15 protein-coding genes are annotated in these 14,890 nt (G+C 45.7%); 5 read left to right on the plus strand and 10 right to left on the minus strand.

The window, feature by feature from the left end; translation table 11 throughout:
- Positions 1-210: 210 nt before the first annotated feature.
- The 3 genes from BMZ72_RS20780 to trpS all read right to left on the minus strand — a co-directional run bounded on the left by BMZ72_RS20780 (position 211) and on the right by trpS (position 2,950).
- Positions 211-1,023 carry a hypothetical protein gene (locus BMZ72_RS20780; RefSeq protein ID WP_089811650.1) on the minus strand — a complete coding sequence of 271 codons (813 nt, stop codon included), beginning with the start codon at positions 1,021-1,023 and terminating at the stop codon, positions 211-213.
- A 150-nt stretch (positions 1,024-1,173) separates the two neighbouring features.
- Entirely contained in the window at positions 1,174-1,809 is a 636-nt protein-coding gene (locus BMZ72_RS20785; RefSeq protein ID WP_177222868.1) for a deoxynucleoside kinase, read from the minus strand.
- Positions 1,810-1,945: 136 nt separating this feature from the next.
- Positions 1,946-2,950 carry a tryptophan--tRNA ligase gene (gene trpS / locus BMZ72_RS20790; protein WP_089811652.1) on the minus strand — a complete coding sequence of 335 codons (1,005 nt, stop codon included), beginning with the start codon at positions 2,948-2,950 and terminating at the stop codon, positions 1,946-1,948.
- Between the two features lie 108 nt (positions 2,951-3,058).
- On the opposite strand from trpS, the gene gatC reads away from it, so the two are divergent.
- From gatC to BMZ72_RS20805, 3 genes are all read left to right on the plus strand, one after another.
- Positions 3,059-3,349 (plus strand): Asp-tRNA(Asn)/Glu-tRNA(Gln) amidotransferase subunit GatC, encoded by a 291-nt coding sequence (gatC, locus tag BMZ72_RS20795; protein WP_089811653.1) that lies wholly within the window; start codon positions 3,059-3,061, stop codon positions 3,347-3,349.
- Between the two features lie 25 nt (positions 3,350-3,374).
- Complete coding sequence (locus tag BMZ72_RS20800) at positions 3,375-4,097, plus strand: ABC transporter ATP-binding protein (protein WP_089811654.1); 723 nt, start codon at positions 3,375-3,377, stop codon at positions 4,095-4,097.
- Positions 4,098-4,228: 131 nt separating this feature from the next.
- Positions 4,229-4,792 (plus strand): cob(I)yrinic acid a,c-diamide adenosyltransferase, encoded by a 564-nt coding sequence (locus BMZ72_RS20805; RefSeq protein WP_089811655.1) that lies wholly within the window; start codon positions 4,229-4,231, stop codon positions 4,790-4,792.
- Here the strand turns inward: BMZ72_RS20805 and BMZ72_RS20810 are convergent.
- The gene (locus BMZ72_RS20810) at positions 4,789-5,481 is read right to left on the minus strand and encodes an ABC transporter ATP-binding protein (protein ID WP_089811656.1); all 693 of its coding nucleotides are present in this window, start codon (positions 5,479-5,481) and stop codon (positions 4,789-4,791) included. The genes BMZ72_RS20805 and BMZ72_RS20810 overlap by 4 nt on opposite strands.
- A gap of 100 nt (positions 5,482-5,581) precedes the next feature.
- Here BMZ72_RS20810 and BMZ72_RS20815 point away from each other — a divergent pair, with 100 nt between their 5' ends.
- Positions 5,582-5,803 carry a DUF2795 domain-containing protein gene (locus BMZ72_RS20815; RefSeq protein WP_012794455.1) on the plus strand — a complete coding sequence of 74 codons (222 nt, stop codon included), beginning with the start codon at positions 5,582-5,584 and terminating at the stop codon, positions 5,801-5,803.
- A 555-nt stretch (positions 5,804-6,358) separates the two neighbouring features.
- Here the strand turns inward: BMZ72_RS20815 and BMZ72_RS20820 are convergent.
- The 5 genes from BMZ72_RS20820 to BMZ72_RS20840 form a co-directional block, all read right to left on the minus strand.
- The gene (locus BMZ72_RS20820; protein ID WP_089811657.1) at positions 6,359-7,171 is read right to left on the minus strand and encodes an enoyl-ACP reductase FabI; all 813 of its coding nucleotides are present in this window, start codon (positions 7,169-7,171) and stop codon (positions 6,359-6,361) included.
- 81 nt (positions 7,172-7,252) lie between these two features.
- The gene (gene recN, locus BMZ72_RS20825; protein ID WP_089811658.1) at positions 7,253-8,902 is read right to left on the minus strand and encodes a DNA repair protein RecN; all 1,650 of its coding nucleotides are present in this window, start codon (positions 8,900-8,902) and stop codon (positions 7,253-7,255) included.
- An 88-nt stretch (positions 8,903-8,990) separates the two neighbouring features.
- Positions 8,991-10,478, minus strand: a complete 1,488-nt coding sequence (locus BMZ72_RS20830; RefSeq protein ID WP_089811659.1) for a tetratricopeptide repeat protein — start codon at positions 10,476-10,478, stop codon at positions 8,991-8,993.
- 147 nt (positions 10,479-10,625) lie between these two features.
- Complete coding sequence (locus BMZ72_RS20835; RefSeq protein ID WP_012794459.1) at positions 10,626-11,378, minus strand: zinc ribbon domain-containing protein; 753 nt, start codon at positions 11,376-11,378, stop codon at positions 10,626-10,628.
- Positions 11,379-11,386: 8 nt separating this feature from the next.
- A complete protein-coding gene (locus BMZ72_RS20840) occupies positions 11,387-12,481 on the minus strand; it encodes a Nif3-like dinuclear metal center hexameric protein (RefSeq protein WP_089811660.1) in 1,095 nt (364 codons plus the stop codon).
- Positions 12,482-12,525: 44 nt separating this feature from the next.
- Between BMZ72_RS20840 and BMZ72_RS20845 the strand changes: the two genes are divergently transcribed.
- On the plus strand, positions 12,526-14,043 hold the full coding sequence (locus tag BMZ72_RS20845) for a carboxypeptidase M32 (RefSeq protein ID WP_089811661.1): 1,518 nt from the start codon (positions 12,526-12,528) through the stop codon (positions 14,041-14,043).
- Here BMZ72_RS20845 and BMZ72_RS20850 read toward each other — a convergent pair.
- Positions 14,038-14,679 carry a rhodanese-like domain-containing protein gene (locus tag BMZ72_RS20850; protein ID WP_177222869.1) on the minus strand — a complete coding sequence of 214 codons (642 nt, stop codon included), beginning with the start codon at positions 14,677-14,679 and terminating at the stop codon, positions 14,038-14,040. The genes BMZ72_RS20845 and BMZ72_RS20850 overlap by 6 nt on opposite strands.
- Positions 14,680-14,890 lie beyond the last annotated feature (211 nt).

Here is a 14,890-nt window from a genome sequence, read left to right on the forward strand (position 1 = left end):
CAGACAACAACACAAATACTTCTACCATTCAACATGATGCTAACAACATATACACGTCATCAGCATCACGTTGACTAATATTTAAAGCACATAGCTATATCAACAGTCTCTTCCCGAAACTGCAATTACTCACAGGCATCGCACACAGCCATGCTGTACAATCCTTCCTGTTACCTGCAACAAACTAAATGATCAACTGATGGAAGCCTGCTACTTCTTCAACGCCCATACAACAGCCGCCGAAGGCGTTATCCCCAGTTGCGGATGATAATTTGCAGCAAGTAATACAAACAACTGCTGTAAGGTAAATCCTATCGCTGCTATGTTTAATTGCGGATCAGTACATATACCCAATTGCAACGACAATGTTTTAAGCATACGATATTCACACATCACTTTCGTCAGCAGCGCTGTCGCGGTTTCCCTGACCACGGCTGCACTCAACAGAAATGCCGCTGAAACTTCGTATCCGATACCTGCGCTATATATCGCGGGTATTACTTCATTATCCAGGCGTCGTAAGGTATTCCCTGTCGGATTAAACGCATGCATTCCGACATGTAATGCCGGTGTAAGATGGATCAGACAACCTAATTCTCCTACAATAGTCCCCGCGCTAAAATACCCTGGTATTGTTTTCGAGAGGTAGTCCAGCTGCATACCTACACTACAACGTTCTCCCAGTTGCCTGCCATAGGCAAATCCAACAGACTGCTGGCGAAAACGGGAGAACCCGCTTTGTGCAAGATGCAGTCCAAATCCGCCCTTACTGACCGGCAATGCGATCATGACATGATGTTGCTGGATAGCGGACAACATAAAGCGTCTTTCTGTGCGTACGCCTGCTGTTATAACAGGGATATACGCCAGTGCTGCCTGATTCTGTAATGTTGTTAATAACTGGTGATAATTACGGCTGTAAGCGCCGGCTAAAGGCTGTTTATCGACAGACAGCCAGACTAATTGTGCACAGATGACAGCAGAGCACAATGTGCAAACAATGGTAGCAATGATCTTTTTCATTTGCATTTAATGGTAGTGGATTAGTTGGTTTTTCAAAAAAAAGTCGTGGTACGGAAGGTCAACATGCTAACAAACAAAAATCTCCTCACTTGCGTGAGGAGACAATATTAGGAAAATAAATCTTTACTAAAAAAAATCAGATCAGATTGATCAGAACAATCCGTGTAACTGAGAATCTATTTTTGAAATGATCTCACCAAGATCTTCTTCGCTTTCAGGGAATTTATTTTTATCGATATCAATGATCAGTAAAGGACCTTCCGCGTATTTTTCAATCCAGTTATTGTAAAACTCATTCAGTCTTTTCAGATAATCGAGACGGATATTTTCTTCATATTCCCTTCCTCTTTTCTGTATCTGTGCTACCAGTGTTGGTACGGATGCACGCAGATAGATCAGCAGGTCCGGCGGTTTCACCATTGACTTTACTGTTTCGAAGAAACTGAAGTAGTTGTCAAAATCCCGCTTTGTCATCAGGCCCATTTCATACAGGTTCGGCGCAAAGATGTGCGCATCTTCATATATGGTACGGTCCTGTATCACGATCTGATTGCCTTTTTCTATTTCCAGCAATTGTCTCAGACGGCCGTGCAGGAAGTAGATCTGCAGATTGAATGACCAGCGGGGCATATCCTCGTAAAAGTCGTTCAGATATGGATTGTGTTCAACATCTTCGAACTGGGGAGCCCATTTATAGTGTCGTGCAAGCAGTTCAGTAAGTGTGGTTTTTCCTGCGCCAATATTACCGGCGATAGCTATATGTTTGATCTTGTTTTGTTTTGTCATGATGAATCAGGGGTCACTAATCATTTCGTTTGCAGCCTGTTAGTGGCAACAAGCGATCAGTTGACGATCTAAAATTTACAAATTATTTGATTATCAATTGAAAAAACTTGCTGCCATTAAAGGAAACAAATCCTTACTAATAGTAGTGAATACCTATGAGTTTTCTCGCTTGTTGCAAAGTCTGTGCCGCACTTTCCCTTGCTTTTTCTGCACCTTCTTTCATAATACGGTTCAGATAAGTCTGGTCATTCTGCAATGCGATTGCTTTTTCCCTGATAGGTGCAATGAAATTCACCATATCATCACCCAGTTGCTTTTTCATATCACCATAACGGATAGACTGGTTGTTATACGTATCCCTGAAATGTTTGATCACTTCAGGAGTAGATACCTGTTCCATCAGCAGGAACAGATTTGCAATGCTATCCGACATAGGCGCACCCGGTTCTAATGGTCCGCTGTCTGTTTTTGCCTTACTCAGTTTCTTGCGGATCAGTTCATCACTGTCAGACAGGTACAGGGTAGCCATCTGATTCTCGCTCTTACTCATCTTTCCTTCGCCATCGAGACTCGGTATTTTCACGAGGTTATCCCCGAAATTGAATGCTACCGGCTCCGGAAACAGATCGCCATAACGGCTGTTAAAACGCTGTGCGAAGTGACAAGCCATTTCCAGGTGCTGTTCCTGGTCTTTACCTACCGGTACTTTTACCGCACGGTGGATCAGGATATCTGCACTCATGAGTACAGGATAAGTCAGCAGCCCTGCGTTTACGTTCTCAGGTTGCTGACGTACTTTATCTTTAAAAGTCGGTACTCGTTCAAGCTCTCCCTTGTATGCCAGCATATTCAGCAACAGGTACAGTTCAGCGATCTCCGGTATGTCACTTTGTGCATACAGTGCCACTTTTTCAGGATCAAGACCAGAAGCAATATTTTCTGCCAGCACCCGGAATACGTTGGAGCGCAGGTCTTTAGGATCAGGATGTGTCGTGAGAGAATGCCAGTCAGCTACAAAAAAATAACAGTTAAAAGTTTCCTGCATCCTGATGTAGTTACGGATAGCTCCGAAATAATTGCCTAGATGTAAATAACCGGTAGAGCGAATTCCGCTTACCACTATTTCTTTTGATGTAGCCATAATGGGGTGCAAAATAAGGAATTTGCCAATTATGGACTATCGACTATTTAAGGTAACTTTAACGCGGACCCTGTCCGATAATTATTATTTTTTCATTTAATTTGATTTATGGAAGTGAATGAGACGCTGGTACAACAACTGGCAGACCTGGCAAGGCTTGAGTTCAGCGAACAGGAAAAGACTGAAATTAAGGGAGATCTGCAACGTATGATCACCTTCGTAGAAAAACTGAACGAGCTGGATACCACTAACGTAAAACCATTATTACACATGACAGCAGACAGGAACGTGCTGAGAGATGACGTGGTAGTTCCTTCCATAACCCGGGAAGAAGGCTTACAGAATGCGCCTGCTGCGAACGATCAGTACTTCAAAGTACCGAAAGTTATCAAGAAGTAGAATCAACTTTCAACGCTATAAATCTATGCACCCAAGTTCCGTCATCCATTTAGAACACATCCGTAAGAGCTATTTCATTGGAAAAAATGAACTGCCTGTACTGAAAGGAATCAATCTGGACATTTTAAAAAATGAGTACGTAGCGCTGATGGGACCTTCCGGTTCCGGCAAATCCACGCTGATGAACATGCTCGGCTGTCTTGACAGTCCGACCAGTGGAAAATATGTCCTGAGCGGTCACGATGTGAGCCAGATGGAAGACGATGCGCTGGCAAGGGTGCGTAATAAAGAAATTGGCTTTGTATTCCAGCAGTTTAACCTGATGCCGCGTCTCAGCGCACTGGAAAATGTGGCAGTACCGCTGATCTATGCCGGTATCAACAAAAAAGACCGGGAAGACAAAGCCCGCTTTATGCTGGAAAAAGTCGGTCTTGGACAACGTTACAAACACAGACCCAATGAGTTATCCGGTGGTCAGTGTCAGCGTGTGGCCATCGCCCGCGCCCTGGTGAATGATCCTTCCCTGATCCTCGCCGATGAACCTACGGGTAACCTCGATACCAAAACCTCCATCGAAATCATGGATATCTTCGGTAGTATCCACGCCTCCGGTAATACGGTCGTGCTGGTCACCCACGAAGAAGATATCGCCGCACACGCCCGCCGTGTCGTTCGTCTGCGTGACGGATTGATCGAATCTGACAGACTGAATGCGGAAATACTCGCAGAAGCGGCAGTGAAATCATAAAAATTAAGAATTAGCAATTAAGAATTAAGAATTGGTTAGCCCATAGGCAGAAATTAATGCTTATGGTTGGGCAATTAACCCGGGAAATTCTTAATTTTTAATTCTTAACTGTTAATTTCTAACTCTTCCTCATGTCTTTCAAGATCTACACCAAAACGGGTGACAAGGGCAAAACAGCCCTGATCGGTGGCACCAAAGTACCTAAAAGCGAGCTTCGCATCGATGCCTACGGCACCGTAGACGAGCTCAATTCATATATCGGACTGGTCAGTGATTACCTGACGGCTTATCCTGATACGATCAGCCTCTTAAGAGAAATACAGGACCGGCTGTTCACGATCGGGGCGTCCCTGGCCTGCGATCCCGATAAGGATACGAAAATGCGGATCCCTGACCTGCATGCCGGAGATATTACTTTGCTGGAAGACAGCATTGACAAAATGAACGAAGTATTACCGGAAATGAAGTCATTCATTATTCCTGGTGGCCACGTAGCTGTGTCTACCTGTCATGTGGCCCGTTGTGTGTGCAGAAGGGCGGAACGCCTTTGTGTAGGGTTGCAGGAACAGCAGCAGTTCATAGAACCGCTGGTGCTGCAATATATCAACCGCCTGAGCGATTATCTCTTTGTATTGGCCCGTTGGGTAGGTCATAGCTTCCAGGTGGCAGAAATCCCCTGGAAACCCCGGGTTTAGGCCAGGTCTGTTTTCTGGGTCGCAGCTGCAGAGATCTCTCCAACTATTCCCCCGTCTTTCATGACCAGTTGTCTGTCGCTCATTGGCGCCAGTTCTTCGTTGTGTGTCACAATGATGAAGGTCTGCTGGAATTTATCCCTTAATTCTATAAAGAGCTGGTGCAGTTCCCGGGCATTTTTAGAGTCCAGGTTACCGGTAGGTTCATCCGCCATGACAATGTCCGGCTGATTGATCAGTGCACGGGCTACGGCCACACGCTGCTGCTCTCCGCCTGACAACTGATTGGGCTTATGCTCCAGTCTGCCTGACAATCCCAGTGTTTCCAGCAGATAAACGGCTCTCTCCTTCACGGCAGCTTTCCGGGTACCGGCAATATAACCAGGTATACATACGTTTTCCAGGGCAGTAAACTCCGGTAAAAGGTGATGAAACTGGAAAATGAAGCCCATGTGCCTATTCCTGAAATCAGCCAAAGCATTGCCCTTTAAAAGGCTAAGATTGGTATCATTCAACCATACTTCTCCGGAAGTCGGTGTATCCAGCGTACCAAGTATATGCAACAGGGTACTTTTTCCGGCGCCTGAAGATCCTACGATCGTAACGATCTCTCCTTTCGATACGGAAACACTTACACCTTTCAGCACGTGTAAGTTGGAATAATTTTTGGTAAGATTGCGTGCGGTTAGCATACTCAAAGAAAAGTAAAATAACCTTTAAAATAGTAATAGTTGTTTATTTCAAATTAAATAATACTTTTGCGAAAATTCAGAAAGTAAAAATTTCGATAACATGTACTGGACCTTAGAATTAGCTTCATACCTGGAGGATGCTCCATGGCCAGCTACGAAAGACGAATTGATAGATTACGCCATCCGCTCCGGTGCACCGATTGAAGTGATTGAGAACTTGCAGGAACTGGAAGACGAAGGGGAAATTTATGAAGGCATAGAAGATATATGGTCTGATTATCCGTCGCAAGACGACTTTTTCTTCAACGAAGATGAGTATTAGACGGAAGATTTTCCATTATTGTTGCCTCAGCAATTCGCCTATGCTTAAAAAACTTAGCCGTTCCTTCTAATCAAGGGGAGCGGCTTTTTTGTACCCCGGTCAGCAAACCAACCCTGACCGGCGGGTACTGAGCCGGGTAAACCGGCGTAATTTCAGATGCCTATACTTAAAAAAGATAGCCTGGTCTGATAAAGGGATGTTTTGTCCCTGTCCGTTCCCACCACATATATGATCTTTTCCTGATTCAGGCCGATGCCTGGTCATGCTTTATTATTGGCTTTAATGGTGTTCAGACTGTTTCAGACGCCGTTTAGATAATGCTTATCCTACGTTAATCTTACGTTCCTGAACGTAGGATTAACGTAGGATAAGCATTATCTAAACGGCATCTGTATGGTTCAGGAAGGAATTATTGTCTTTCTAACAGGCCAGGTTGCTGATCACCTAATTTACGAATTATCCTTCGGATAGAGATTCAGTATCACCAATAAAAAAACGCCGCAAAAAAGGCTTATTTCATCCTCTTTTACGGCGCTTAATATGTTTATACGACGATTATTTTTCCATCTGCTCGATGATCGCAGCAGAAACACCGGTAAATGAGAAACCACCATCATGGAACAGGTTCTGCATAGTTACCATTCTGGTCATATCAGAGAACATTACCACACAGTAATCAGCGCACTGTTGTGCGGTTGCATTACCCAGCGGGCTGATTTTCTCAGCATATTCCATGAAACCATCGAAACCTTTCACACCACCACCTGCAGTAGTTTTGGTTGGAGACTGTGAAATGGTGTTTACACGTACTTTCTTCTTGATACCGTAGTGGTAACCGAAGCTACGTGCTACTGATTCCAGCATAGATTTAGCATCTGCCATTTCGCTGTAATCAGGGAATACTCTCTGTGCAGCGATGTAGCTCAATGCTACTACGGAAGCCCAGTCATTCAATGCATCCAGCTGGTATGCAGTCTGCAGCACACGGTGCAGGGACATAGCGGAAATATCGAATGTTTTATGAGAGAAGTCATAATCCAGGTCGGTGTAAGATCTGCCCTTACGCATGTTGATACTCATACCCACAGAGTGCAGTACGAAATCAATTTTGCCGCCAAAATGCTCCATGGATTTAGTGAAAAGGTTTTTCAGATCATCCATATTGGTAACATCAGCGGGTATAACAGGAGCATTACACTGTTCAGCCAGTTTGTTGATCTCTCCCATGCGTAACGCTATAGGAGCATTGGTAAGCACTACTTCGGCGCCTTCTTCCACACAACGTAATGCTGTGCTCCAGGCCATAGACTTCTCGTCCAATGCACCAAATATGATACCTTTCTTTCCTTTTAATAAGTTATGAGCCATTGGGTTCAATAATTAATTTCGGCAAAAATAGCTGTTATAGTTGAAAAAAAAAGATTAATTGAAAAGCAGTCAGCTGATTAGCTATTTTACCAACTCCCTTGCATTCTCAAGTGCTGCGGCCGTTGGTTTCTCACCACTCAGCATCTGGGCGATCTTATTAATACGTTCTTCTCTTGTCAGCAGGCGTACGTTCGTTGTGATCTTACCGTCACGTGCGTCTTTAAACACAAAATAATGTGCATCGGCTTTACCTGCGATCTGTGGCTGGTGTGTGATACAGATGATCTGATGACCACGGGCCATATCTTCCATGATAAAGCTGACCTGTCTGGCCGCCTCTCCGGAAATACCCGTATCGATCTCATCGAATATCAGCGTTGGTAATGCGACAGAGCGTGCTACCAGCGACTTGATACACAGCATCAACCTGCTCAACTCACCCCCGGACGCCACTTTCCTGATAGGCGCGAACTGTCCGCTCTTATTGGCGTCGAACAGGAATTCGATCGTATCCTGACCATATGGGTTCAGTGCTCCCTGTGTGATCGCTGCTTTCAGACGGGCATTCGGCATACCTACCTGTGCCAGCAGTGCATTGACCTTCTTTTCAAATGGTTCAGCTGCTTTCACACGTGCAGCCGTAATCGTTTCGGCCAGTTTTTGCAGGACGGCCTGGAGGGTGGCTAATTCAGCTTCCAGTCCGGCCAGTTTTTCGTCCAGGTTCAATACGCCTTCAACACTCTGGGTAAGCTTTTCCTGGATGACCAGCAATTCCGCCGTGTTTTGCACACCGTGTTTTTTCAACAGCTTATACCCTAAAGACACACGTTCGTTCACCTGTTCTATACGGGCGTTGTCAAACTGTACCTGGTCATTCATATGACCTATTTCTGAGGAAATGTCCTGGAGGTCTACATAAACAGACTGTAATCGCTGGGCAACCGCAGGCGCATCCTTATGATAGGATGCCAGGGCCTGTACGGAAGACTGGATTTGCTTCAGCTGTTGTAAAATAGGCTGTTCGTCTTCATTCAGCTGGAAATAAACCCGGCTGAGCGTATTACGGATTTCCTCTGCATGGCTCAACACCTTCAGTTCTGCATCCAGATCTTCGATCTCATTGGGTGCAAAGGAAGCGTCGCTCAGTTCATCCAGCAGGAATTTGTTGTAATCGAGTTCTTTGTTGGCATTGTCGCGCTGGTCCTGCAACTGCTTCAGCTGGCGTTGTATCTGCGCATAGCGCTGGTACTGCTGCTGATATTGCTGCATGACTGCCGGCTGATTCACCAGGGCATCCATGACCTCCCGCTGAAAATCGGACTTTTCCAGTTCCAGGGTGTCAAACTGCTGATGCAGGTCCACCAGGTACTGGCTTAGTTCCGTCAGTTGGCCCAGATTGACAGGCGTATCATTGACAAAAGCACGGGACTTGCCGGCCGCGCTGATCTCCCTGCGGATGATCAGCTGGTCTTCCATATCAAGCTCGTGCTCCTGGAAAAAAGCAGCCACCTGGGATTTCTTGACTTTGAAAACACCTTCAATCACACACTTTGATCCCTTATCCAGTAGCATTCCCGGATCAGCCCTCTCTCCCAGTATTAATGACAATGCCCCCAGTACGATAGATTTACCGGCGCCTGTTTCCCCTGTAATAACATTCAGGTTGCCGGAGAAATCTACTTCCAGGTGATCAATGATCGCGTAGTTCTTGATAGTTAATTTCTGTAGCATAAGGAGTATTGGAAATACGAATATATCGCATTGGATTATTCCGCAAATTAATACTTGTACTACGAAGTGTATCTGCGTAGTGACGGCCTCAACCGCCGGTCAATCGTTGTATCCCGGCTTTGGCCCTTTGATCGAGTGAGTTTTTATAGTCGTGCCCTTTCATGTCCAGACAGGCCTGGTAACATTGCCGCGCCTTGTTCCTGTCATTGCGCTTTTCATAAATATATCCCATTTGCAGGGAAGCCCTGGCGGCAAAATGTTCCGTTCTGTTGGCGCCTGCCTTCACCGTCGCCTCGTACATCGTGATCGCATTATCGTCCTGTCCCATTTCATCGTAGATACGGCCCAGACGGTAAGCATATTCCAGCTTTTCTTCCATCACCGGAAAATCGGCCGCTTTTTTCGTCTGTAACAGTTTCAACGCTTCCGGGAAGAACCCGCCATCACTCAGTAAACGGGCTTTGAGTAAAAGCTGATTAGGCCATCTCCCACTCTTTGCGTCTTTTAACGCCTGTTTATCAGCATCAGTCTCAGTATTACCCCTCGTCAGGATCAGGTTGCGGTATTTATTGGCCGCATCCATATTCCCTCTTAAATAATAATACCAGCTCAGACGCTGTAATCCTTCTTTAAGGTAGAATTTCCCTTTGAACCGGTCAATGAATTTTTGCAGATAGACATTCGCATCGTCATCCTGCCGGCACAGTTTCAGTTGGCCCAGTACATAATATACATAGGGGATCTCTTCATACTGCGCATTATCATTCCTTTCTGTCAATACCTTGATACCCAGTGACGCCTTCTGATTGTTCATGGCAATATTTGCCACCATCAGGGCGAAAAGGTAGTTATTTTTTGTATCCAGCTGGTGTTTCTGGAGAAATGTCCAGACATCTTCCGGTTTGTTTTCCACAAACAGCTTCAGGTAACAATAATAATAACAGGCCTCTTCCCTGAACAGGCGGGCTACTTCCGTATTACTGTCGATCACCTGCTGCACCATCTGCATACCGTCTCTGATCGTACCTTTCATACCCAGGGTATTGGAAAGCCAGCGATATCCTTCGGGAATGGTCCCGAATACGGTCTGCATAGAACCCAGCAACATATTATTAGGTAAAAACTGCGGAAACTTCTTCTGGTTCTCTTTCAATAACTGATAGGCTTTCCTGATTTCCCATACTGCGTCCCAGCGCTCGTTGAATTTCAGTCTCACCATTCCCCACTGGAAACGGATGGCTGCCTGGGTATAAAGATAATAAGGCGAATTAGTGGGCCCTTCTTCCATCAGGGCCACACGTTCAGCTTTTAATGATTTCTTCCGGGCATACTCCGCCGGATCTTCATTAAAGAAGAGGGTAAAAAAGTCGGCATAATTTTCCAGGAAATAAGGAAGGAGGTTATCGGGATTAGCTTTCTTTTCTTCTGCCAGCAGAGCTGATCCGGCATCGAGGCGCAATTGCATGATCGCATCGTAAGCCTGCTGACAACGGGTGTTAAAGTCATAGACCTTCTGACGCCCTGATACAGAAATAGTAATATTCAACAATAACCCCAGCAGGAATAATATGCGCATGGACAAAAATATATCTGATTAATAACTCCGGGCCTATCTACCAAATTCCAAACCAAATTTTCAATTTCTGCCTGCCGGAATGTAAAAGTCCCGGCATAGGAGCCGGGACTTTTACACTATTAAAATAAGTTAGTTTACAAAGCGCTATCAGATAGTCACTGTTGCATCCAGATCATTATCAACCAGGATACGACCGCAATGTTCACACACGATGATCTTTTTACGCTGACGGATTTCCGCCTGACGTTGAGGAGGGATCGCGTTGAAGCAACCACCACAGGAGTCACGGGAGATTGTTACTACAGCCAGACCGTTACGGTAGTTGGTACGGATCTTTTCATAAGCACCCAGCAGACGCGCTTCTACTTTCGTACGCGCTTCATCGCTCTGTTTACGGAAAGCTTTCTCTTCTTTCTCAGTTTCACCGATGATCTTTTCCAGTTCACCTTTCTTGTGCTTCAGGTTAGATTCTTTATCAGCGATCTGTTTCTTTGCACCTTCCAGCACACGGCTCTTATCCTTTACCTCTTCGTTCGCGTCTTTAATATGCTTCTCTGCCAGTTTGATCTCCAGAGACTGCATTTCGATCTCTTTTGTGATGGCTTCGAACTCACGATTATTCTTAACGTTATCCTGCTGCTTCTCGTACTTCTTCATCAGGGCCTCTGAGTCCTTGATTGCCGTCTTCTTATTGGCAATAAAGTCCTGGATACCACGGATTTCATCCTCTACGTGAGCCAGACGGGTGTTCAGACCCTCTATCTCATCTTCAAGATCCTTTACTTCCATCGGCAACTCTCCCTTCAACACCTGGATTTCATCCAGTCTGGAGTCCATCTTCTGTAGCCTAAGCACAGACGCCAATTTTTCTTCTACGGAGTATTCTTTTACAGTAGCCATGTATGTTTTTATAAGTAATTTACCGGATTTGTACGAATTGTAGATTTAAGAGGCGCAAAATTAGGGAATTTTTCAGTCAATATATGATAAAATAATTCAACCGTAAACTGCTCACTCTCGAAATGTCCCACATCCGCTATAACAATTTGATTTTCAGCATCAAAAAACTCGTGATATTTGAAATCAGCAGAAATATAGGCGTCCGCCCCTGCTGAAATAGCCCTTTTTAACAGGAAACTACCCGCACCTCCGCACAATGCCACTTTCTTTACCGGACGGCCTCTCAGGGGCGTATATCTCACACAACCTGTATCGAACTGCTGCTTTACCCAGCGCAGGAAAGCTTCTTCCTCCATGGGCGCTTTCAGCTCTCCGATCAGTCCCGAACCCACTTCCGCATACGCATTCTCCAGCTTCACAATATCATAAGCCACCTCTTCATATGGATGACTCCCCAGCAGAGCTTTCACCACCGCATTCTCCAAATATACGGGAAAAATCACCTCCACCTTTGTTTCCGGCTCCATATGACGCTGCCCGATCTCGCCTACATACGGATTTGTACCCGCTCCTGCTTTAAAAGTGCCGGTCCCTTCCATATTATAACTGCATTCATCATAAGCGCCAATATGTCCGGCTCCGGCAGCAAAAAGGGCAGCTCTTACCTTTTCCGCAGCTGCCTGGGGCACAAAGGTGTACAGCTTCCGCAGCAGCTCCCGCTTAGGGGACAGCACACTGCATTGCTGTAAGTCCAATCGCTGTGCCATCATATTGCAAACACCGTTCCGTACATTATCCAGGTTGGTGTGGGCTGCATAAATGGCAATATCGTTCTTGATAGCCTTGATAGCCACCCGCTCTACATAATTGTTCCCATTGATCTTTTTCAGTCCGCCGAATACGATCGGATGATGCGCCACCACGAGGTTACATTTCTTTTCGATAGCTTCGTCGATAACCGCTTCCGTAGTATCCAGCGTGAGTAATACGCCTGTCACTTCCCAGTCAGCATTGCCAAACAGTAATCCCGCATTGTCGTAGCTTTCCTGGTATTGTAATGGTGCAAATGCCGCTATGGCATTGGTAATATCCCTGATCTTCATAATTGAGCGGTAATTTACCCCTACTTTTGCACAAAATCAACAGCATGGCACAGACTACCTCTTCTGCAGCAAAACGATACGAAACCTACAAGGGAAAGATGCAGCAGATCGCTGACATCCGGAATGCGATCGCCGTACTCAGCTGGGACCAGGAAACCTATCTCCCGGAGAAAGGGGCTGCGTTCCGCGGACAACAGATGACAACGCTCAGCACCATCGCGCATGAGCTCTTTACATCTGCTGACCTGGGAACACTGCTGGAATCGCTGGACAATGACAGACAAACCCTGGATACTGTCGCTGCCAAAAACATTACCCTCTCTCTGGAGGACTATCGTAAAAACGCAAAATATCCGGCCAGCTTCGTGGCGGAATTATCAAAAACCACCAACGAATGCTATCACGCATGGATCAATGCCAGAAAAGAAGGCAACTATGCCGTATTCGAACCGGTACTGGCGAAAATGGTGGATCTGAAAAGACAGGAAGCCGATATACTGGGTTATGAAGGTCATCCTTACAACGCCCTCCTGAACGAATATGAAAAAGGCGCCAACACCACCATGCTGGATACCATCTTCCATGATGTGAAAACAGCCCTGACGCCCCTGCTGCGTAATATTGAACAAAAACCACAGGTACAAAAAGACTTCCTGTATCTTAAATATGAACGCAACCGCCAGTGGGAATTCGGCATTCAGCTGCTGAAAGCCATGGGATATGACATGAATGCCGGCCGCCAGGATATATCAGAACACCCTTTCACGACCAGCTTTAATCCGCAGGATGTAAGGGTCACCACCCGCATCGATGAGAACGATTTTGGGAACATGACCTGGAGCTGTATTCATGAAGGTGGTCACGCATTATACGAACAGGGACTGGACCCGGAAGCCTACGGACTTCCATCCGGCGAAGCAACCAGCCTGGGTATCCATGAATCACAATCAAGATTATGGGAGAATAATGTAGGTCGTAGCATCGCCTTCTGGGAACATCATTATCCACAGTTACAGCAGGTATTCCCGGATAACCTGGGTAAAGTGAGTCTGAGAGACTTTTACAAAGCCATCAACCTGGTACAGCCTTCGCTGATCCGCACGGAAGCAGACGAACTGACCTATCATTTTCATGTAATGGTGAGATATGAAATTGAGAAGGGATTACTGGACGGGACTTATAAAACATCCGAACTCCGGGAGGTCTGGAATAACTATTATAAAGAATTCCTGCATGTAACAGTACCCAATGACACGCAGGGCGTATTACAGGATATACACTGGTCTCATGGCAGCTTCGGTTATTTCCCCACCTACTCCCTGGGTAGCTTCTATGCGGCACAGTTCTTTGCCGCCGCACAGGAGCAGTTACCTGACCTGAGCGGACAGATTGCCAAAGGAGAATACAGCGAATTGCTGACATGGTTACGCCAACAGGTACACCGCCACGGCCGTAGCTTTACCTCCAATGAACTATGTGAGAAAATAACCGGACAACCACTGAACTTCAAATATTTTCTGGACTATGCGACGCAGAAATTCGGAGATATCTACGGACTATAACTTCTCGTAGACACCCTGTTTGCGCCACACTTCCCTGCCGTCTTTATACAAAATGAAAGTAGGCAGGGAAGTCGCTTTTATAGACTGCATCACTTCCTGGTCACGGCCACCATCCACTTTCAGCAGACGTACTGTTTTGTGTTCAGACAGATACGATTCCAGCACAGGAGCCATCTTACGGCAGGGAGGACACCATTCTGCCCCTACATCCACCAGTACCTCTCCTTTGGCAATGTCTGAACGGAATGCATCCACCGCCATCTGTTTTACTTCAGTCGCACCCTCTACCGGCTGACCTGCCTGTTTCCAGGCATTAATACCGCCTTCCAGCTCTATTACCTTTTTAAACCCATTGTCACGCATCCAGCTGGCAGCTTTTGCACTACGACCCCCACTCAGACAATAGATGTAAACAGTCTGGTCCTTGTCCAGGTACTTCACCCTGTCCGTAAACTCCTCCTTCTTTGTATAATCCGCCTGCAAAGCGTTGGACAGGTGTCCTGTATTGTACTCACCGGCAGTACGTACATCAAAAATCTGTACATGCCCATTTTGGATGGAGTCTTTAAAAACTGTTGCATTTACCTGCTGCGCTTTCACACTGTTTGAAATGGAAAACAGTAAGCTTCCGAACACTAGGTATATATAATACTTATAAATCATACTTTTGTTTTATATTGTTGAGCTTTTATTTTCGTAAGTCTTTCATTTTCAGCACAAGCTGGAATAAATTTTGTGATATGCAGGGACAGCCCCCCGACCATTTGTGCAAAGACTTCGTTTGAGCTACGGACAACCAATATTAATACATAATTATTTTTTTATACTTTTTCCTTTTTTTCAACCT

This window comes from Chitinophaga sp. YR627 (assembly GCF_900114995.1).
In the GTDB taxonomy this organism is placed as follows: Bacteria; Bacteroidota; Bacteroidia; order Chitinophagales; family Chitinophagaceae; genus Chitinophaga.

Excerpts from the sequence above, each read along its gene's own strand:
- BMZ72_RS20780 (WP_089811650.1), bottom strand. The coding sequence starts at position 1,023 with ATGAAAAAGATCATTGCTACCATTGTTTGCACATTGTGCTCTGCTGTC.
- BMZ72_RS20785 (WP_177222868.1), bottom strand. The coding sequence starts at position 1,809 with ATGACAAAACAAAACAAGATCAAACATATAGCTATCGCCGGTAATATT.
- trpS (WP_089811652.1), bottom strand. The coding sequence starts at position 2,950 with ATGGCTACATCAAAAGAAATAGTGGTAAGCGGAATTCGCTCTACCGGT.
- gatC (WP_089811653.1), top strand. The coding sequence starts at position 3,059 with ATGGAAGTGAATGAGACGCTGGTACAACAACTGGCAGACCTGGCAAGG.
- BMZ72_RS20800 (WP_089811654.1), top strand. The coding sequence starts at position 3,375 with ATGCACCCAAGTTCCGTCATCCATTTAGAACACATCCGTAAGAGCTAT.
- BMZ72_RS20805 (WP_089811655.1), top strand. The coding sequence starts at position 4,229 with ATGTCTTTCAAGATCTACACCAAAACGGGTGACAAGGGCAAAACAGCC.
- BMZ72_RS20810 (WP_089811656.1), bottom strand. The coding sequence starts at position 5,481 with ATGCTAACCGCACGCAATCTTACCAAAAATTATTCCAACTTACACGTG.
- BMZ72_RS20815 (WP_012794455.1), top strand. The coding sequence starts at position 5,582 with ATGTACTGGACCTTAGAATTAGCTTCATACCTGGAGGATGCTCCATGG.
- BMZ72_RS20820 (WP_089811657.1), bottom strand. The coding sequence starts at position 7,171 with ATGGCTCATAACTTATTAAAAGGAAAGAAAGGTATCATATTTGGTGCA.
- recN (WP_089811658.1), bottom strand. The coding sequence starts at position 8,902 with ATGCTACAGAAATTAACTATCAAGAACTACGCGATCATTGATCACCTG.
- BMZ72_RS20830 (WP_089811659.1), bottom strand. The coding sequence starts at position 10,478 with ATGCGCATATTATTCCTGCTGGGGTTATTGTTGAATATTACTATTTCT.
- BMZ72_RS20835 (WP_012794459.1), bottom strand. The coding sequence starts at position 11,378 with ATGGCTACTGTAAAAGAATACTCCGTAGAAGAAAAATTGGCGTCTGTG.
- BMZ72_RS20840 (WP_089811660.1), bottom strand. The coding sequence starts at position 12,481 with ATGAAGATCAGGGATATTACCAATGCCATAGCGGCATTTGCACCATTA.
- BMZ72_RS20845 (WP_089811661.1), top strand. The coding sequence starts at position 12,526 with ATGGCACAGACTACCTCTTCTGCAGCAAAACGATACGAAACCTACAAG.